Source organism: Pseudomonas cedrina subsp. cedrina (assembly GCF_001983175.1).
In the GTDB taxonomy this organism is placed as follows: Bacteria; Pseudomonadota; Gammaproteobacteria; order Pseudomonadales; family Pseudomonadaceae; genus Aquipseudomonas; species Aquipseudomonas cedrina.
Genome location: NZ_MNPW01000003.1, coordinates 304,418 through 323,873 on the forward strand (window position 1 = coordinate 304,418; position 19,456 = coordinate 323,873).

17 protein-coding genes are annotated in these 19,456 nt (G+C 59.6%); 14 read left to right on the forward strand and 3 right to left on the reverse strand.

Annotation, left to right across the window (positions count from 1 at the left end):
* Positions 1-380 precede the first annotated feature (380 nt).
* From aat to infA, 3 genes are all read left to right on the forward strand, one after another.
* Positions 381-1,061 carry a leucyl/phenylalanyl-tRNA--protein transferase gene (aat, locus tag BLL36_RS07280; protein WP_076950790.1) on the forward strand — a complete coding sequence of 227 codons (681 nt, stop codon included), beginning with the start codon at positions 381-383 and terminating at the stop codon, positions 1,059-1,061.
* A gap of 56 nt (positions 1,062-1,117) precedes the next feature.
* Positions 1,118-1,825 (forward strand): arginyltransferase, encoded by a 708-nt coding sequence (locus tag BLL36_RS07285; RefSeq protein ID WP_076950791.1) that lies wholly within the window; start codon positions 1,118-1,120, stop codon positions 1,823-1,825.
* 100 nt (positions 1,826-1,925) lie between these two features.
* Positions 1,926-2,144: a translation initiation factor IF-1 gene (gene infA, locus BLL36_RS07290; protein WP_002553999.1), complete on the forward strand. Its 219-nt coding sequence runs from the start codon at positions 1,926-1,928 to the stop codon at positions 2,142-2,144.
* A 304-nt stretch (positions 2,145-2,448) separates the two neighbouring features.
* On the opposite strand, the gene clpA is transcribed toward infA, so the two are convergent.
* Positions 2,449-4,719: an ATP-dependent Clp protease ATP-binding subunit ClpA gene (gene clpA / locus BLL36_RS07295; RefSeq protein WP_076950792.1), complete on the reverse strand. Its 2,271-nt coding sequence runs from the start codon at positions 4,717-4,719 to the stop codon at positions 2,449-2,451.
* 29 nt (positions 4,720-4,748) lie between these two features.
* Positions 4,749-5,117, reverse strand: coding sequence for an ATP-dependent Clp protease adapter ClpS (clpS, locus tag BLL36_RS07300; protein WP_076950793.1), 369 nt, complete (start codon positions 5,115-5,117; stop codon positions 4,749-4,751).
* Between the two features lie 224 nt (positions 5,118-5,341).
* Between clpS and cspD the strand changes: the two genes are divergently transcribed.
* Positions 5,342-5,629, forward strand: a complete 288-nt coding sequence (gene cspD, locus BLL36_RS07305; RefSeq protein ID WP_162279252.1) for a cold shock domain-containing protein CspD — start codon at positions 5,342-5,344, stop codon at positions 5,627-5,629.
* 75 nt (positions 5,630-5,704) lie between these two features.
* On the opposite strand, the gene icd is transcribed toward cspD, so the two are convergent.
* Positions 5,705-6,961, reverse strand: coding sequence for an NADP-dependent isocitrate dehydrogenase (gene icd / locus BLL36_RS07310; protein WP_076950794.1), 1,257 nt, complete (start codon positions 6,959-6,961; stop codon positions 5,705-5,707).
* A gap of 495 nt (positions 6,962-7,456) precedes the next feature.
* On the opposite strand from icd, the gene BLL36_RS07315 reads away from it, so the two are divergent.
* The 10 genes from BLL36_RS07315 to BLL36_RS07360 all read left to right on the forward strand — a co-directional run bounded on the left by BLL36_RS07315 (position 7,457) and on the right by BLL36_RS07360 (position 19,455).
* Positions 7,457-9,682 (forward strand): NADP-dependent isocitrate dehydrogenase, encoded by a 2,226-nt coding sequence (locus tag BLL36_RS07315; protein ID WP_076950795.1) that lies wholly within the window; start codon positions 7,457-7,459, stop codon positions 9,680-9,682.
* Between the two features lie 432 nt (positions 9,683-10,114).
* Positions 10,115-10,561: an NUDIX hydrolase gene (locus BLL36_RS07320; protein ID WP_076950796.1), complete on the forward strand. Its 447-nt coding sequence runs from the start codon at positions 10,115-10,117 to the stop codon at positions 10,559-10,561.
* Between the two features lie 59 nt (positions 10,562-10,620).
* On the forward strand, positions 10,621-11,745 hold the full coding sequence (mnmA, locus tag BLL36_RS07325) for a tRNA 2-thiouridine(34) synthase MnmA (RefSeq protein WP_076950797.1): 1,125 nt from the start codon (positions 10,621-10,623) through the stop codon (positions 11,743-11,745).
* Entirely contained in the window at positions 11,742-12,365 is a 624-nt protein-coding gene (gene hflD / locus BLL36_RS07330; protein WP_016969254.1) for a high frequency lysogenization protein HflD, read from the forward strand. Before mnmA ends, hflD begins: the two co-directional genes overlap by 4 nt.
* Before the next feature lie 125 nt (positions 12,366-12,490).
* Complete coding sequence (purB, locus tag BLL36_RS07335; RefSeq protein ID WP_076950798.1) at positions 12,491-13,861, forward strand: adenylosuccinate lyase; 1,371 nt, start codon at positions 12,491-12,493, stop codon at positions 13,859-13,861.
* Between the two features lie 83 nt (positions 13,862-13,944).
* Positions 13,945-15,111 carry a ribosomal protein uL16 3-hydroxylase gene (locus BLL36_RS07340; RefSeq protein ID WP_076950799.1) on the forward strand — a complete coding sequence of 389 codons (1,167 nt, stop codon included), beginning with the start codon at positions 13,945-13,947 and terminating at the stop codon, positions 15,109-15,111.
* A complete protein-coding gene (locus tag BLL36_RS07345) occupies positions 15,104-15,526 on the forward strand; it encodes a GNAT family N-acetyltransferase (protein ID WP_076950800.1) in 423 nt (140 codons plus the stop codon). Before BLL36_RS07340 ends, BLL36_RS07345 begins: the two co-directional genes overlap by 8 nt.
* A 229-nt stretch (positions 15,527-15,755) precedes the next feature.
* Complete coding sequence (locus BLL36_RS07350) at positions 15,756-16,493, forward strand: secretin N-terminal domain-containing protein (protein WP_076950801.1); 738 nt, start codon at positions 15,756-15,758, stop codon at positions 16,491-16,493.
* A gap of 488 nt (positions 16,494-16,981) precedes the next feature.
* The gene (gene aceA / locus BLL36_RS07355; protein WP_076950802.1) at positions 16,982-18,307 is read left to right on the forward strand and encodes an isocitrate lyase; all 1,326 of its coding nucleotides are present in this window, start codon (positions 16,982-16,984) and stop codon (positions 18,305-18,307) included.
* Positions 18,308-19,041: 734 nt separating this feature from the next.
* Positions 19,042-19,455: an NADH-quinone oxidoreductase subunit A gene (locus BLL36_RS07360; RefSeq protein ID WP_015372409.1), complete on the forward strand. Its 414-nt coding sequence runs from the start codon at positions 19,042-19,044 to the stop codon at positions 19,453-19,455.
* Position 19,456 lies beyond the last annotated feature (1 nt).

The following is a 19,456-nucleotide window of genomic DNA, read 5'->3' on the forward strand; positions in this document are numbered from 1 at the left end:
ACGGCTGGATGAAATGACGAAAGCGCCACAATGCCCGCATTGTACGGGTTTGTGCCGGCGATGCCACGCCCCTCGCCCTTCACCCGGCAGCCCAGCGAATCTGCTCACACGACAGGTTCAATTTGAGCATGCATTGTCTTTGCTGACAAAGGCTTATGAGCTGTTTTTATCAATCCGCTCCAGCTTGGCAAATGGCCTGCATGGAACAGACCCGATTACGACCACGTCCCCGGCACGGAGTTGCAGACACACCCGCTCACGCTAATACACGCCAATGGCGGATTCGGGCTGGCCCGATGGCGCCATGTCGACAATAATCAGCACTGCGCAGGCAGGTGTCATACCTGCCACTCCCCTCCCCTTCCGTAAGCCTGGATGCCATGCTGACCTGGTTACAACGCGACTCCCTGACGTTTCCTCCGCTGGCCAAGGCTCTGCGCGAACCCAATGGCCTGCTTGCCGCCGGTGGCGACTTGTCGGCCGAGCGGCTGGTGCAAGCCTACCGCCATGGCTGCTTCCCCTGGTTCTCCGAGGGTCAGCCGATCCTCTGGTGGTCGCCCGACCCGCGCACCGTCATATTCCCCGACGAACTGCATGTTTCCCGCAGCCTGGGCAAACTATTGCGCCAGCAGCGCTACCAGGTGACCTTCGACCAGGACTTCGCCGCCGTCATCCAGGCCTGCGCCGCGCCCCGCACCTATGCCGACGGCACCTGGATCACCGAGGGCATCCAGAGCGCCTACCTGGCCCTGCATCAGCGCGGCTACGCCCATTCGGTAGAGGTCTGGGACGACGGCGAGTTGGTGGGCGGCCTGTATGGCCTGGCAATGGGCCAATTGTTTTTCGGCGAATCCATGTTCAGCCGCGCCGACAACGCCTCGAAATTCGGCTTTGCCACGCTGACCCGTCAACTACAGGCCTGGGGCTTTGTACTGATCGACTGCCAGATGCCCAACGACCACCTGCACAGCCTGGGTGCCCGTGCCATCTCCCGCAGCGACTTCGCCGGCTTGCTGCGCGACCACCTGGACCAACCCAACGCCGGACCGTGGGTTTCCTAGGCGACTTTCGCGCTCCTGGCTTACACTTATTTCAAAGCTTATCCCGAGGGTTGATCATGACCGAGTTGGCGCGCTTGAAGTTTTATGCCACTCAACCCCACTCTTGCAGCTATCTGCCCGACGAGCAGGCCACCACGCTGTTCCTCGACCCCAGCCAGCCTATGGACGTGCATGTGTACGCCGATCTGTCGGAAATGGGCTTTCGGCGCAGCGGCGATCATCTGTACCGGCCTCACTGCCAAAACTGTAATGCCTGCGTCCCGGCACGTATTCCCGTGGCGCAGTTTCTGCCGGACCGCAACCAGAAACGCATTCTCAAGCGCAACGCCGACCTGACGGTGACGTCGACCAGGCCGCGCTTCACCGAAGAGTGTTTCGACCTTTATCAGCGCTACATCGAGCAACGCCACGCCGACGGCGATATGTTCCCGCCCAGCCGCGACCAGTTTTCCACGTTCCTGGTGCGCGACCTGCCGTTCTCGCGCTTCTACGAGTTTCGCGCAGCGGGCCGACTGGTGGCCGTCGCCGTGACCGATCTGCTGCCTAACGGGCTGTCGGCGGTCTACACCTTCTATGAGCCCACCGAAGAACGCCGCAGCCTGGGACGCTTCGCCATCCTCTGGCAAATTGGCGAGGCCTTGCGCCTGGAACTGGAGGCGGTGTACCTGGGTTACTGGATCAAAAACTGCAAAAAAATGAATTACAAGACCCAATATCGGCCTATAGAACTGCTGATTAATCAAAGATGGGTCACGCTTAACTAGAACCCCTTGGCTTGAACACCCTTTTTCGGGCACAATGCACGCCGCTTTTGCCTGGCGCAGTTGCACCGGGCCATTCACTGGATACCGAGGGCTTTACTGCATGTCGAAAGAAGACAGCTTCGAAATGGAAGGCACTGTCGTCGACACCCTGCCCAACACCATGTTTCGTGTGGAGTTGGAAAATGGGCACGTCGTAACCGCGCATATCTCCGGCAAGATGCGCAAGAACTACATTCGTATTCTTACCGGTGACAAAGTGCGCGTCGAGCTGACGCCCTATGACTTGAGCAAAGGGCGCATCACTTACCGCGCTCGTTAAGCAAGTCAATACAAGACGCCCGGTTATGCCGGGCGTTTTTGTGTGTGCGCTATTCAAGAATCACCGCTTGACCCTGTGGGAGATGTATCTACACATCTTTTAAGAGCGTAGGAGCATTTGTAGTGAGCGGGCTTGTGTAGATGCTTATGCTGCGATAGCGGTGGATCAGGGAAAAATTCCTTGCTGACACTCCGCTATCGCAGGCAAACCAGCTCCCACATTTGATCTCCATTGTCTTGGCGATCGCATTTTCAAGACAGCAAAAAGGCGCCTTTCGGCGCCTTTTTGTTATTGCAGCAATCGATCAGGCCATTTCAGCCGTGGTTTCGAAATCGAAGGTCAGCTCGCCGTCCTTCAGGTCGATGTGCACCACGCCACCATGGTCGGACAGCTCGCCAAACAGGATCTCTTCGGCCAATGGCCGCTTGATCTTGTCCTGGATCAGACGCGCCATCGGGCGTGCGCCCATTGCCGCGTCGTAGCCGCCCTCGGCAATCCAGCTGCGCGCCGCTTCCGACACTTCCAACTGCACGCGCTTGTCTTCCAATTGCGCCTGAAGCTCGGTGAGGAACTTGTCCACCACGCTTTTGATGACCTCATGGCTGAGGCGACCAAACTGGATAATGGTGTCCAGACGGTTGCGGAACTCCGGCGTGAAGCTCTTCTTGATCACTTCCATCGCATCCGAAGAGTGATCCTGATGGCTGAACCCGATCGAAGCGCGTGCGGCCGTTTCGGCACCGGCGTTGGTGGTCATGATCACGATCACGTTGCGGAAGTCCGCTTTGCGCCCGTTGTTGTCGGTCAGGGTACCGTGGTCCATCACCTGCAGCAGCAGGTTGAAGACTTCGGGGTGAGCCTTCTCGATTTCATCGAGCAGCAACACGCAGTGCGGCTGCTTGGTGATCGCTTCGGTCAACAGGCCGCCCTGGTCGAAACCGACATAGCCCGGAGGCGCACCGATCAGGCGCGACACGGTGTGGCGCTCCATGTATTCGGACATGTCGAAACGGACCAGTTCAATGCCCATGGCCTTGGCCAATTGCCGCGCCGCTTCGGTCTTGCCGACGCCGGTCGGGCCGGCAAACAGGAACGAACCCACCGGCTTGTCCGGCGACTTGAGGCCGGCGCGCGACAGCTTGATCGCAGTGGACAGCGCATCGATGGCCGCATCCTGGCCGAACACGGTCAGCTTGAGGTCGCGTTCCAGGTTACGCAACAACTCCTTATCGGAACTGTTGACGTGTTTAGGCGGAATACGCGCAATTTTCGCCACGATGTCCTCGACCTGTTGCACGTCGATGCGTTTCACACGCTTCTCGACCGGCTGCAGGCGCTGGTAGGCACCCGCCTCGTCGATCACGTCGATCGCCTTGTCCGGCATGTGCCGGTCATTGATATAGCGCGACGCCAGCTCAGCCGCCGCACGCAGGGCTTCATCGGTGTATTCGATGCCATGGTGCGCCTCGAAACGGCCCTTGAGCCCGCGCAGGATGCCGATGGTGTCTTCGACCGAAGGCTCGGACACGTCGACCTTCTGGAAACGACGCGCCAAGGCACGGTCTTTCTCGAAGATGCCGCGGAATTCCTGGAACGTGGTCGAACCAATGCAGCGGATATCACCCGACGACAACAATGGCTTGAGCAGGTTGGACGCGTCCATCACCCCACCGGATGCCGCGCCGGCACCAATGATGGTGTGGATTTCGTCGATGAACAGGATCGCCTGCGGGCGTTTTTTCAGCTCGCCGAGCAGCGCCTTGAAGCGCTTCTCGAAATCGCCACGGTACTTGGTCCCGGCAAGCAAGGCGCCCAGGTCAAGGGAGTAGACGACGCTGTTGGCTAGCAGGTCCGGCACCTGGTTATCCACGATGCGCTTGGCCAGGCCTTCGGCAATCGCGGTTTTACCTACGCCCGCTTCACCGACCAGCAACGGGTTGTTCTTGCGACGACGCGCGAGGATCTGCGCTACGCGCTCAACTTCCAGCTCGCGCCCCACGAGCGGGTCAATCCGCCCCTGGCGCGCCAGTTCATTGAGGTTGCTGGCATAGGCATCCAGTGGGTTGCTTGAAGAAGAAGACTCACCGCCCTCGTCGTCCTGCATTTCCTGTTCACCCTCGGAATGATCGCCGTGCCCGGGCACCTTGGAGATACCGTGGGCGATGTAGTTCACGACATCAATACGGGCAACGCTCTGCTGCTTAAGCAGGAACACTGCCTGGCTTTCCTGCTCGCTGAAGATCGCCACCAGCACATTGGCGCCTGTGACTTCGCGCTTGCCGGAGCTCTGCACGTGGAACACTGCACGCTGAAGCACGCGTTGAAAGCCCAGCGTCGGCTGGGTTTCACGGTCTTCATCGTGAACGGGAATAAGTGGCGTAGTGGAGTCGATAAATTCCTGCAGGTCATGCTTGAGCTTATCGAGATTGGCGCCGCACGCGCGTAGAACGGTGGCGGCAGCTTCGTTATCCAAAAGTGCCAGCAGCAGGTGCTCGACGGTCATGAATTCATGACGCTTCGAACGAGCCTCCTTGAAGGCAAGATTGAGGGTGACTTCGAGCTCGCGGTTTAACATAGCTTCACCTCATACCCAAGTGGTCGGCGTTAACCGTCCTTCTCGATTTCACAGAGTAGCGGATGCTGGCTTTCCCTGGCGTACTGGTTGACCTGCATGGCCTTTGTCTCGGCGATGTCGCGGGTAAACACTCCACATACTGCCCGTCCTTCTGTGTGAACGGCCAGCATTACCTTGGTCGCCAACTCGCGGTTCAGGTTAAAAAACACCTCGAGCACTTCGACCACGAAATCCATCGGTGTGTAGTCATCGTTGAACAAAACCACCTTGTACATCGGCGGCGCCTGTAGAGCAGGCTTGGCCTCCTGAACAGCAATGCCTGCAGAACCGTGGTCATCATGTTCCTGATCCGGTCGATCCTGATTGAATGTTAGTCGAATCTGGCTGTTTGCATGCATGGAAAGAAAGGTTCGTCAGTGGTTCAATTACAGTGGTGGGGGCGACCTGTCAGAATTTCAACTCTGACCGGCCGGTCGCCTTGACTATCGGCGAAACGGTGTTACAACCAATAGAACCCACAGTGGGTAAAAAAGGTCCGCGCAGTCAACCTTATTTATTCGGGTTAGGACGGATAAACTGGATGATACTCCAGTGATGGAGTCTGGTGCAGAGGGATATGGGTATGTTAAGTGGCAAGGTCAAGTGGTTCAACAATGCCAAGGGTTACGGCTTCATTATTGAGGACGGCAAGAGCGAGGACCTTTTTGCGCATTACTCGGCAATCGCAATGGATGGCTACAAAACGCTGAAGGCGGGTCAGCCGGTATCCTTTGAGGTTATCCAGGGCCCCAAGGGTTTGCATGCGACAAATATCATGGCGGCAGCCGAACTCAATACAACACAGGAGCCAAGCGCTAAAAACCGCACTTCGGTCAATGTGAAAAAATCGGCAACGCAAGTGGAGTCGTAGACCGTTGCGCCAGGCCTGAACGGTAAAAAACCGCCCACCCTGAATTATCAGGATGGTCGGTTTTTTCACAACTGCTTACATGTGTTTGATTAGCGCATCACCGAAGCCCGACGACGACACCAGCGTCGCACCGTCCATCAGACGCTCGAAATCATAGGTCACGGTCTTCGCCGAAATGGCGCCATTGGTGCCCTTGATAATCAAATCCGCCGCCTCGACCCAGCCCATGTGACGCAGCATCATCTCGGCTGACAGGATCAACGAACCCGGATTGACCTGATCCTTGCCCGCATATTTAGGCGCAGTGCCATGGGTCGCTTCGAACATCGCCACGGTGTCGGACAGGTTGGCACCCGGCGCGATACCGATGCCGCCCACCTCCGCCGCCAGCGCATCGGACAGGTAGTCGCCGTTCAGGTTGAGGGTCGCGATCACGTCGTATTCGGCCGGACGCAGCAGGATCTGCTGGAGCATCGCGTCGGCAATGGCGTCCTTGACCACCACATTCTTGCCGGTCCTGGGGTTCTTGAACTGCATCCACGGGCCACCGTCGAGCAGCGTGGCACCGAACTCTTCGGCCGCCACTTCGTAGGCCCATTCCTTGAAGGCGCCCTCGGTGAACTTCATGATGTTGCCTTTGTGCACGATGGTGAGCGACTCACGGTCGTTATCCACCACATATTGCAGGGCCTTGCGCGCGAGGCGCTTGGTGCCCTCCTTGGAGACCGGCTTCACGCCTATCCCGCAATCCTGGTCGAAACGGATCTTGGTGACGCCCATTTCTTCCTTCAGGAACTTGATCACCTTGATCGCCTCGGGCGAGCCGGCCTTCCACTCGATCCCGGCGTAGATGTCCTCGGAGTTCTCGCGGAAAATGGTCATGTCCACATCGCCGGGCTTCTTGACCGGGCTGGGCACGCCTTCAAACCAGCGCACCGGGCGCAGGCAGACATAAAGGTCGAGTTGCTGGCGCAGGGCCACGTTCAGCGAGCGGATACCGCCGCCGACGGGCGTGGTCAGCGGGCCCTTGATGGACACCACGTAATCCTTGACCGCATCCAGGGTTTCCTGGGGCAGCCAGGTGTCCTGGTCGTAGACTTGAGTCGCTTTTTCGCCGGCGTAAACCTCCATCCACGAGATTTTTCGCTTGCCGCCGTAGGCCTTTTCAACAGCAGCGTCGACCACCTTGATCATCACCGGGCTGATGTCGACGCCAATACCGTCACCTTCAATGTAGGGGATGATCGGTTGGTCAGGAACATTGAGAGAATGGTCTGCATTGACGGTGATTTTGTCGCCGACTGCCGGAACCTGAATCTTCTTGTATCCCATGCTGAACTCCATCTATGGATTGAACATCTGGCTGCGTCCGAGCCTACTCCAGATAAATGGCGACTGAAACCTCACGCCATGCTCATTTGCCTCGAAAACAGCATAATTTGTCGCCTACAAGCCTGAAAGCAAAGGTAAAAGCGCCAATCTTGAGCACATCGTGCGACTTTAGGCGCAACCCGGTACCTGCGACCTTTAGACCAATGGACGACACACCTTTTGTATGAAGGCTCGGCGTAAGCATAGCGACCTATGTATAATGCCGCCGCTGACCAAAGAGTCACGACCGCCGACCGCTCTGGAACAGACGCCTTCGGCTCGCAAAGCAGGACTATTACAATAGTCCACCCGCTTGACGCTCGACTGATGCAACCCAACATCACCGCGAAGAAACCTCGACATTTCGCTCATGGATGACTTTGAACGAACGCGCTCCACCCGGCGCATCTCGAGTTTCTGCGCACGCTTTCAGCAAAGAAGAGAGTTAATCCGAATATGCCCACCCGCTCGAAGATCATCTATACCTTCACCGACGAAGCCCCGGCCCTCGCCACCTATTCACTGCTGCCTATCGTAGAGGCCTTCACCGCTTCCGCTGATATTGCCGTGGAAACCCGCGACATCTCCCTCGCCGCGCGCATCCTCGCAAGCTTCCCCGAGCAATTGGGCGCCAAGGCCATCCCGGACCACCTCGCCGAACTGGGCGACCTGGCCGTTACGCCTGAAGCCAACATCATCAAGCTGCCTAACATCAGCGCCTCGACCCCGCAGCTGCAAGCCGCGATCAAGGAACTGCAGGCCCAGGGCTACGCCCTGCCGGACTACCCGGAAACCGTAACCACCGACGCGGAAAAAGAAACCCGTGCCCGTTACGACAAGGTCAAGGGCAGCGCCGTGAACCCGGTCCTGCGCGAAGGCAACTCTGACCGTCGCGCACCGCTGTCGGTCAAGAACTACGCGCGCAAGCACCCACACAAGATGGGCGCCTGGGCTGCCGACTCCAAGTCGCACATTGCCCACATGGACAATGGCGATTTCTACGGCAGCGAAAAAGCCGTGCAGATCGAAGCCGCCGATGCTGTCAAAATCGAGCTGATCGCCAAGGACGGCACCGCCACCGTCCTGAAGGAAAAGACCTCGGTACAGGCCGGTGAAATCATCGACACCGCCGTACTGAGCAAGAAAGCCCTGCGCAGCTTTATCGCCGCCGAAATCGAAGACGCCAAGAAGCAAGGCGTGCTGCTGTCGGTCCACCTCAAAGCCACCATGATGAAGGTCTCCGACCCGATCATGTTCGGCCAGATCGTTGCCGAGTTCTATAAAGACGCCCTGACCAAGCACGCCGCCGTGCTCGAGCAGATCGGCTTCAACCTGAACAACGGCATCGGCGACCTGTACGCCCGCATCAAGGCGTTGCCGGCTGACCAGCAAGCGCAGATCGAAGCCGACATCCAGGCCGTCTACGCCGCTCGTCCGTCCCTGGCGATGGTCAACTCCGACAAAGGCATCACCAACCTGCACGTGCCGAGCGACGTCATCGTCGACGCCTCGATGCCGGCGATGATCCGTGACTCCGGCAAGATGTGGGGCACCGACGGCCAGTTGCACGACACCAAGGCCGTGATCCCGGATCGCTGCTACGCCACCATCTACCAGGCGGTCATCGAAGACTGCAAGGCCAATGGCGCGTTCGACCCGACCACCATGGGCAGCGTACCGAACGTCGGCCTGATGGCGAAGAAAGCCGAAGAGTACGGCTCCCACGACAAGACCTTCCAGATCAAGGCTGACGGCGTGGTCCGCGTCACCGACAGCAAGGGCAACCTGCTGATGGAACAGAACGTCGAAGCTGGCGACATCTTCCGCATGTGCCAGACCAAAGACGCGCCGATCCAGGACTGGGTCAAGCTGGCCGTCAACCGCGCCCGCGCCAGCGGCACCCCGGCCATCTTCTGGCTGGACCCCAAGCGTGCGCACGACGGCGTAGTGGTCGAGAAAGTTCAGGCTTACCTGAAAGACCACAACACCGAAGGCCTGGACATCCGCATCATGTCGCCGGTCGAGGCGATGAAGTTCACCCTGGAGCGCACCCGCAAGGGCCTGGACACCATTTCGGTGACCGGCAACGTGCTGCGCGACTACCTGACCGACCTGTTCCCGATCATGGAACTGGGCACCAGCGCCAAGATGCTGTCGATCGTGCCGCTGATGAACGGCGGTGGCCTGTTCGAAACCGGCGCCGGCGGTTCGGCTCCGAAACACGTGCAGCAACTGGTGGAAGAGAACTTCCTGCGCTGGGATTCCCTGGGCGAGTTCCTGGCCCTGGCCGCGTCCCTTGAGCATTTGGGTGTGACCTACAACAACCCGAAAGCCCTGGTACTGTCCAAGACCCTGGACCAGGCCACCGGCCAGTTCCTCGACAACAACAAGTCGCCATCGCGCAAAGTCGGCAACATCGACAACCGCGGCAGCCACTTCTACCTGGCGCTGTACTGGGCACAAGCCCTGGCCGCCCAGACCGAAGACACTGCACTGCAAGCGCAGTTCGGCGAACTGGCCAAGACCCTGGCCGAGAACGAGGCGACCATCGTTGCCGAGCTCAACGCCGTACAGGGCAAGCCAGTGGACATCGGCGGCTACTACGCGCCGAACCCGGAACTGACCAGCCAGGCCATGCGCCCAAGCAACACCTTCAATGCGGCGATTGCCAAGTTGAAGTAAGGGTGTAAGGCTGCAAAGAAGCCCCGGCCCTGTGCCGGGGTTTCTGTTTGTGCCTGCCACCCATGCAATTGAAAAAACCCAATCGAATGTGGGAGTTGGCTTGCCTGCGATAGGCACAGGTATCTACACATCTTTGTAGTGAGCGGGCTTGTCCCGCGCTGGGCGTGAAAGCGACCCCAAACCAGGCGACTTATATTTATCTGGAACTCGGCGGCGTTTTTATTGGGGCGGCTTCGCTACCCAGCGCGGGACAAGCCCGCTCACTACAGATGCCCACATGCCCTCAGAAAAGATGTGTAGATACCTATAGCTGCGATAGCGGTCTACCAGCAATCTATCCAGCAATTGACCCACCGCTATCGCAGGCAAGCCTGCTCCCACATTGAATGCAATTTTGACCAAGATCACGTCGCATCCAGAATCGAGGCCTCCATGACCTGGCAACCCCACATTACCGTCGCCACCCTCGTCGAAGACAACGGCCGCTTCCTGATGGTCGAAGAACTCAAGGGCGGCCGCGCGGTGCTCAACCAGCCGGCCGGCCACCTTGACCCGGACGAAACCCTCACCGAAGCCGCCGTGCGCGAAACGCTTGAGGAAACCGGTTGGGACGTCGAGCCCACCGGCATCGTCGGCATCTACCTGTACACCGCCCCAAGCAATGGCGTGACCTATCAACGCGTCTGCTTTATCGCCAAGGCGCTGCAACACCACCCCGAGTATCAACTCGACGAAGGCATCCTGCGCGCCCGCTGGCTGACCCGCGACGAGCTGATGGCCTTGCGCGACGACTGGCGCAGCGAGCTGATCATCCGCTGTATCGATGATTATCTGGCCGGCCAGTGCCACAGTCTCGAATTGATCCGCCCTTCTCTTTAGCCTTGAAGGCTGGAGCCTGATAGAATCGCGTCCTTTTTCAAGACACCCGTTGAAACCCTATGCGTGATCCAGCCCCTTCTGACACACAAAAGAAGCGCGTCATCGTCGGCATGTCCGGCGGCGTGGATTCTTCCGTTTCCGCCGTTCTGCTCATGGAGCAGGGCTATGAGGTGGAAGGCCTGTTCATGAAGAACTGGGAAGAAGACGATGGAACGGAATATTGCACCGCCATGGACGACCTGGCGGATGCCCAGGCCGTGTGTGACAAGATCGGCATCAAGCTGCACACCGCCAACTTCGCCGCCGAGTACTGGGACAATGTGTTCGAGCACTTCCTCGCCGAGTACAAGGCCGGCCGCACGCCGAACCCGGATATCCTGTGCAACCGCGAGATCAAGTTCAAGGCGTTCCTCGACTACGCCATGATGCTCGGTGCCGACCTGATTGCCACCGGCCACTACGTGCGCCGTCGCGATATCGATGGCCGCACCGAACTGCTCAAGGGGCTGGACCCGAACAAGGACCAAAGCTACTTCCTGCACGCCGTCGGCGCTGAACAGATCGCCAAGACCCTGTTTCCGGTGGGCGAGCTGGAAAAACCCGAAGTGCGCAGGATCGCCGAGCAACACGGCCTGGCCACCGCCAAGAAGAAGGATTCCACTGGCATCTGCTTTATCGGCGAGCGGCGTTTCAGCGACTTCCTCAAGCAGTACCTGCCGGCGCAACCGGGCGAGATCAAGACGACCGAAGGCGATGTCATCGGCCGCCACCACGGCCTGATGTACCACACCATCGGCCAGCGTCAGGGCCTGGGCATTGGCGGCTTGAAAGACGCAGGCGAAGAGCCATGGTACGTGCTGGTCAAGGACCTGGAAAACAACGTGCTGGTCGTCGGCCAGGGTAACGAACACCCGCTGCTGTTCTCCGGCGCCCTGCTCGCTTCCGAGATCTATTGGGTCAACCCGATCGACCTGAGCACGCCGCGCCGCCTGACCGCCAAGGTGCGCTATCGCCAGGGCGACCAGGCCTGCACCCTGGAAAAAACCGCCAGCGGCTACCGCGCCACCTTTGATGAGCCGCAACGCGCGGTCACTCCAGGCCAGTCCGTGGTGTTCTACGACGGTGAAATTTGCCTGGGCGGCGGCGTGATTGAAGTCGCGCAAGCCTGGGGCACCCCGGCATGAGCCCGACCCAGGAGCAGTTGACCGCACTCGGCGGGGTTTTCCTCGCCGCGGTGCTGGTGGACAAAATCGCCAAGACCGGCCAGGTCACCGAGGCCGGCCTGACCTGCATGCTCGGCAGCCTGCTGATCCGCGACCCCAAGGACACCCTGGAGGTCTACGGCGGCGATGACCTGGCGCTACGTGAAGGCTACCGCGCGCTGATCGGCGCCCTGGAGCGCGACCCCAGCACCTTGCAGCGCGAACCGTTGCGCTACGCCCTGTCGATGCTCGGCCTGGAGCGTCAACTGGCCAAGCGCGAAGACATGCTCGAGACCATCGGCAAGCGCCTGCCGCAGATCCAATCCCAAGTGGAGCACTTCGGCCCGGCTCACGAAAACGTGATCGCCGCCTGTGGCGCGCTGTACCAGGACACCTTGAGCACCTTGCGCCAGCGCATCCAGGTACACGGCGACATGCGCAACCTGCAACAACCGAACAACGCCTCGAAAATCCGCGCGCTGCTGCTGGCGGGTATTCGTTCGGCGCGGTTGTGGCGCCAGTTGGGCGGGCATCGTTGGCAGTTGGTGATCAGCCGGCGCAAATTGCTCAAAGAGCTTTACCCGTTGATGCGCAACGAATAAGTCGCACCCGCGGGCTATTTTCAAGCCGTTACGCGTAATACGCCGGTCAGTTGGCAACGGACCGGCGGATTTTTTCATGTATGATACGCGCCCCATTTCGTTGCCCGACTGTCCGAGAACACCCCATGCAGCTCTCTTCGCTCACTGCGGTTTCCCCTGTTGACGGCCGCTACGCCGGCAAAACCCAGGCCCTGCGCCCTATTTTCAGCGAATACGGCCTGATCCGTGCGCGCGTACTGGTTGAAGTGCGCTGGCTCCAGCGCCTGGCCGCTCACCCCGCCATCAGTGAAGTGCCGGCGTTTTCCGCCGAGGCCAACGCTGTCTTGAATACCCTGGCGGAAAACTTCTCCCTGGAGCACGCCGAGCGTGTCAAAGAGATCGAGCGCACCACCAACCACGACGTAAAAGCCATCGAATACCTGCTCAAGGAGCAGGCGGCCAAGCTGCCGGAACTGGCCCAGGTCAGCGAGTTCATCCACTTCGCCTGCACCAGCGAGGACATCAACAACCTGTCCCACGCCCTGATGTTGCGCGAAGGCCGTGATGACGTGATGCTGCCACTGATGCGCCAGACCGCCGACGCGATCCGCGAACTGGCCATCCGCTTCGCCGACGTGCCGATGTTGTCGCGCACCCACGGTCAGCCGGCGTCGCCGACCACTTTGGGCAAGGAACTGGCCAACGTGGTGTACCGCCTCGAGCGCCAGATCGCTCAGGTCGCGGCCGTCCCGCTGCTGGGCAAGATCAACGGCGCCGTCGGCAACTACAACGCGCACCTGTCGGCCTACCCTGAGATCGACTGGGAAGCCAACGCCCGCGCCTTCATCGAAGACGAACTGGGCCTGGGCTTCAACCCGTACACCACGCAGATCGAACCGCACGACTACATTGCCGAGTTGTTCGATGCCGTCGCGCGCTTCAACACCATCCTGATCGATTTTGACCGCGATATCTGGGGCTACATCTCCCTGGGCTATTTCAAGCAGCGCACCATTGCCGGTGAAATCGGTTCGTCGACCATGCCGCACAAGGTCAACCCGATCGACTTCGAAAACTCCGAAGGCAACCTCGGCATCGCCAACGCATTGTTCCAGCACCTGGCCAGCAAGCTGCCGATCTCCCGCTGGCAGCGCGACCTGACCGACTCCACCGTACTGCGCAACCTCGGCGTGGGCTTTGCCCACAGCGTGATCGCGTACGAAGCCAGCCTCAAGGGCATCAGCAAGCTTGAGCTCAACGCGCAGAAGATCGCCGCTGACCTGGACGCCTGCTGGGAAGTCCTGGCCGAGCCGATCCAGACCGTGATGCGTCGCTACAACATCGAAAACCCCTACGAGAAGCTCAAAGAGTTGACGCGCGGCAAGGGCATTACCTCCCAAGCGCTGCAAACTTTCATCGACGGCCTGGACATGCCAGCCGCGGCCAAGGCCGAGCTGAAGCTGCTGACCCCGGCCAACTACATCGGCAACGCTGTCGAGCAAGCCAAGCGCATCTGATCCACGCAAGACCCTTGAGACGCCCGGCCGCGCCGGGCGTTTTTATTCCAGTCTTAAAAGTGCTTTTTTTCAATAGGTTACACATGAATCCTGATATCCCTCTTCAACTTCTGGGCGGCATCACGGCACGGGAATTCCTGCGCGATTACTGGCAGAAGAAACCCTTGCTGATCCGCCAGGCCATCCCTGACTTCGAAAGCCCGATCGACGCCGACGAACTGGCTGGCCTGGCGCTGGAAGAAGAAGTCGAATCGCGCCTGGTGATCGAACACGGCGAACGCCCATGGGAACTGCGTCGCGGCCCGTTCGCCGAAGACACCTTCAGCACCTTGCCCGAGCGCGAGTGGACCCTGCTGGTGCAGGCGGTCGACCAGTTCGTGCCGGAAGTCGCCGAGCTGCTGGAACAGTTCCGCTTCCTGCCGAGCTGGCGCATCGACGATGTGATGATCAGCTTCGCCGCGCCGGGTGGCAGCGTCGGTCCGCACTTCGATAACTACGATGTGTTCCTGCTGCAAGCCCAGGGCAAGCGCAACTGGAAGATCGGCCAGATGTGCAGCTCCGAGAGCCCATTGCTGCAGCACGCCGACCTGCGCATCCTCGCCGACTTCGAAGAAAGCGCCGAATGGGTGCTGGAACCGGGCGACATGCTCTACCTGCCGCCGCGCCTGGCACATTTCGGCATCGCTGAAGATGACTGCATGACCTACTCGGTCGGGTTCCGCGCACCGAGCGCCGCTGAAGTGCTGACTCACTTCACCGACTTCCTCGCCCAGTACCTGACCGACGAAGAACGCTACACCGACGCCGACGCCCAGCCGGTCAGCGACCCGCACCAGATCCAGAGCGACGCCCTCGACCGCCTCAAGAGCCTGCTGGCCGAGCACATGAGCGACGAGCGCATGCTGCTGACCTGGTTCGGCCAATTCATGACCGAGCCGCGCTACCCGGAACTGGTGGCCGGTGAGGAAGTGGTCGAAGAGGATTTCGTCAGCAGCCTGCAAGACGGCGCGATCCTGGTGCGCAACCCGAGCGCACGCATGGCCTGGTCGGAAGTGGACGACGATGTGCTGCTGTTCGCCAGCGGCCAGAGCCGTTACCTGCCGGGCAAGCTGCGCGAGTTGCTCAAACTGATCTGCGCCGCCGACGCCCTGCACGCCGACAACCTCGGCCCATGGCTGGCGGACGAAGACGGCCGCGACCTGCTGTGCGAACTGGTCAAGCAAGGAAGCCTGGGATTTGCCGATGAATAAGATTCACGTGAGTGTCGCGAATTGGCAAAAGGATATCGCCGAGATCAGGCGCATTCGTGAAGCGGTGTTTATCGCCGAACAATCGGTTCCACCCGAGCTGGAATGGGACGCGGACGACGCGGGTGCGATGCACTTTCTGGCGCTCGAAGGTGACTTCCCGATCGGCACCGCTCGGCTGCTGCCCAGCGGCGAGATCGGCCGCGTGTCGGTCCTCAAGGACTGGCGAGGGCTGAAGGTCGGCGACAAGCTGATGGAAACGGTGATCGGCGTCGCCGAGCAGCGTGGCCAGACCCGGCAGTTCCTGAGTGCGCAGGTGTATGCGGCGCCGTTCTATGAGCGGCTGGGTTTCAAGATCGTCAGCGACGAGTTTCTTGAAGTCGGGATTCCGCATGTGGATATGGTGCGCGGGGACTGATCCAGACCCGAGTCGCCTTTATCGCAGGCAAGCCAGCTCCCACATTTGACCGCATTCCAAGGAGTGTACTCGGTTAAGTGTGGGAGCTGGCTTGCCTGCGATGGCGATTTCAGCAACACCCCAAATGCCCTGCCACGCCAGGGCATTTTGCCGTCTACGATTCAATTTGCGACCCCTCAGGCCGACAAACTGGCACTATCCAGCCAAATGACTCGCAGAGATCACGGACATGTCCCTACGCACCCTGCTCACCGCCCTCTTCCTGACCGCCAGCGTCTCAGCCATGGCCGACACCGCAGTCGTCAACCTGAGCAACCGCACCAGCGCCGACCTGCTGCCCGTGGCGCAGAACTTCATCGGCAAGGACGGAACTGTCAGCGCCTATGGCAACCAGCTGATCGTTAACGCTGACCCCGCAAAAATCGAAGGCCTGCGCGCCTTGCTGTCCCAGCTCGACACGCCGGCCAAACGCCTGCTGATCACCGTCGACACCAATGAAACCAACCAGCAGAACCGCGGCGACAGCCAGACCCGCATCATCAGCTACGGCACCACCAACCGCGAAGGCGGCATCCAGCAGATCCAGGCCAGCGAAGGCATCCCCGCACTGATTCAGGTGGGCCAGAGCGTACCGCTGACCACCACCCAGCCAGACAGCTATGGCCGCCCGCAGAACCAGACCCAATACCGTAACGTCACCCAGGGTTTCTACGTGACCGCCAGCGTCACCGGCGAGACCGTTCACCTGGCGATCAGTACCAACCGTGACCGCATGAGCCAGGAACGTCCCGATGTAGTGAATGTGCAAAGCACCGACACAACGGTCAGCGGACGCCTCGGCGAGTGGATCACCCTGGCCGGGATCAATCGCCAAACCCAGGCCGACAAATCCTCTACAACCCGCAGCTACTCTACCCAGGGCCGCGACGACCTGACTGTACGGGTCAAGGTCGACACCTTGAACTGAAGCACCAAAAACTGACTGATGAGTCGTATTAGACTAAAGATGTAGTGCTTGAAAAAAAGCACTACAAAACATTTGACGATCCAAAAAAGCATGGGCATGATGGCCTCGCTCCCGCTAATCAGGGGCCCTGGCAAGGGCCTTCGGATCGTGCTCCAAGCTACCCACCCGAGCCGATTCGTGTCTGTACCGCCCACAAGGCGTGTGTGACTTTGGTTGCGACTGGAACGAAGTTGTCCCGAGGGACGGAAGCTAACCAGGTAACCCGGCTACACGCTGCTGAACACCCAAGGGCCCACGATGCCCGAAGACTGTTCTTGGTCTGCCTTTTATCTGCCCTCCTCGCGCCAATCGTTCGTCCCGTCGCATCCCCGTCAGACCCGACATGATCGCCATTGCTCCTGGTCAGCGAGCAGCCATGCCCACGCATTGAATGCAGGGCTGGCAAATGGATTTTTCCACCACACGATGACGCGACGAGGTTTACTTCCATGGCACTGACACGCGAACAGCAAATTGCAGCCCTCGAGAAAGACTGGGCTGAAAACCCACGCTGGAAAGGCGTGACCCGCGCTTATTCCGCTGCTGACGTCGTCCGCCTGCGCGGCTCGGTTCAACCTGAGCATACCTTTGCAAAACTCGGCGCCGAGAAACTGTGGAACCTGGTGACCCAAGGGGCCAAGCCGTCCTTTCGTCCCGACAAAGATTTCGTCAACTGCATGGGCGCCCTCACTGGCGGCCAGGCAGTGCAGCAGGTGAAAGCCGGTATCCAGGCGATCTACCTGTCCGGCTGGCAAGTGGCGGCGGACAACAACTCCGCCGAATCCATGTACCCCGACCAATCGCTGTACCCGGTGGACTCGGTGCCTACCGTGGTCAAGCGCATCAACAACGCGTTCCGTCGCGCCGACCAGATCCAGTGGAAAGCCGGCAAAGGCCCGGGCGATGAAGGCTACATCGACTACTTCGCGCCCATCGTGGCGGACGCCGAAGCAGGTTTCGGCGGCGTACTCAACGCCTACGAACTGATGAAGAGCATGATCGAGGCAGGCGCTGCCGGCGTGCACTTCGAAGACCAGCTTGCGTCAGTGAAAAAATGCGGCCACATGGGCGGCAAGGTACTGGTGCCTACCCAGGAAGCCGTACAGAAGCTGACCGCCGCGCGCCTGGCCGCTGACGTGGCCGGCACGCCGACCATCATTTTGGCGCGTACCGACGCCAACGCCGCCGACCTGCTGACCTCGGACTGCGACCCGTACGACTTGCCATTCGTGACTGGCGAGCGCACCCAGGAAGGTTTCTACAAGGTGCGTGCCGGTCTCGACCAGGCGATCGCCCGCGGCCTGGCCTACGCGCCGTACGCCGACCTGATCTGGTGCGAAACCGCCAAGCCGGACCTGGACGAAGCGCGTCGTTTCGCCGAAGCGATCAAGAAGGAATACCCGGACCAACTGCTGTCGTACAACTGCTCGCCTTCCTTCAACTGGAAGAAAAACCTGGACGACGCGACCATCGCCAAGTTCCAGCGCGAACTGTCCGCCATGGGCTACAAGCACCAATTCATCACCCTGGCCGGCATTCACAACATGTGGCACAGCATGTTCAACCTGGCGCACGACTACGCCCGCAACGACATGACCGCCTACGTGAAGCTGCAAGAGCAGGAATTTGCTGACGCATCGAAGGGCTACACCTTCGTGGCTCACCAGCAGGAAGTGGGCACCGGCTACTTCGACGACATGACCACCGTGATCCAGGGCGGCACCTCGTCCGTGACCGCGCTGACCGGTTCGACCGAAGAAGAGCAGTTCCACTGATCCACTGAGTACACGGCCACCGCGGCCCCAAGGAAGACCTAACCGCAGTGCCGCACAGCAATCACGCCCCGACTGGTTCGGGGCGTTTTTTTGTTTCGCAGACACAAAAAATCAAATGTGGGAGCTGGCTTGCCTGCGATAGCCATAGGTATCTACACATTTTTGTAGTGAGCGGGCTTGACGAATCGTCGCACCGCCCGCGCTGGGCTGCGAAGCGGCCCCAAACCAGGCGAATTGGGTTTGTCTGACACTGCGCGGTGTCTTTATTGGGGCGGCTTCGCCGCCCAGCGCGGGACAAGCCCGCTCACTACAAGGAGAGTTTTGTGCAAAACATTGATCCAGAGCGGTATTAACGCTCGCAAAAACGGTTAAAAGATCCCCGTCGGCAACTAAGCGACAAACCAGCAAGTAACGGCAACTTCCCTCGCCACACGAGAAACATTCGCTTAAACCCCACGCAAACAATATTCATTATCATTTGGCGCCTGGAAACTTCGTTACCCGTTAAACAAAACACATTTGATTAAATGCCCGCTAATGCCCGCCACACAAGGGCTGCAGCCCCAAGAAGGTGCACTATGTGGTTATTCAACCGAATAATTTCGCCTTGGGAATTTTACTTGCCCGGTGTTTAGCCATAAAATCATCCCGATTGATTGCAGTGCGACATATCGTCACTGCGTCGTTACTTTTTCGAGCTCAGAGACCTTTGCTCTCTGTTAAGGATTTCCAGCATGACCGAAGCGACAGGACTCATCGCCCACAACTGGGGCTTTGCCATTTTCCTCCTCGGTGTCGTGGGCCTCTGCGCCTTCATGCTCGGCGTGTCCAGCCTCCTCGGGTCAAAAGCCTGGGGTCGCAGCAAAAACGAACCGTTCGAATCCGGCATGCTGCCTACAGGTGGCGCCCGCTTGCGGCTCTCAGCCAAATTCTATCTGGTCGCGATGCTGTTCGTGATCTTCGATATCGAAGCCCTTTTTCTCTTTGCCTGGTCTGTGTCCGTCCGCGAAAGCGGCTGGACCGGATTCGTCGAAGCCCTCGTTTTCATAGCAATTCTGTTGGCAGGCCTTGTCTACCTATTCCGAGTGGGCGCCCTTGACTGGGCTCCGGAAGCTCGTCGTAAGCGGCAAGCGAAGCTGAAACAATGAG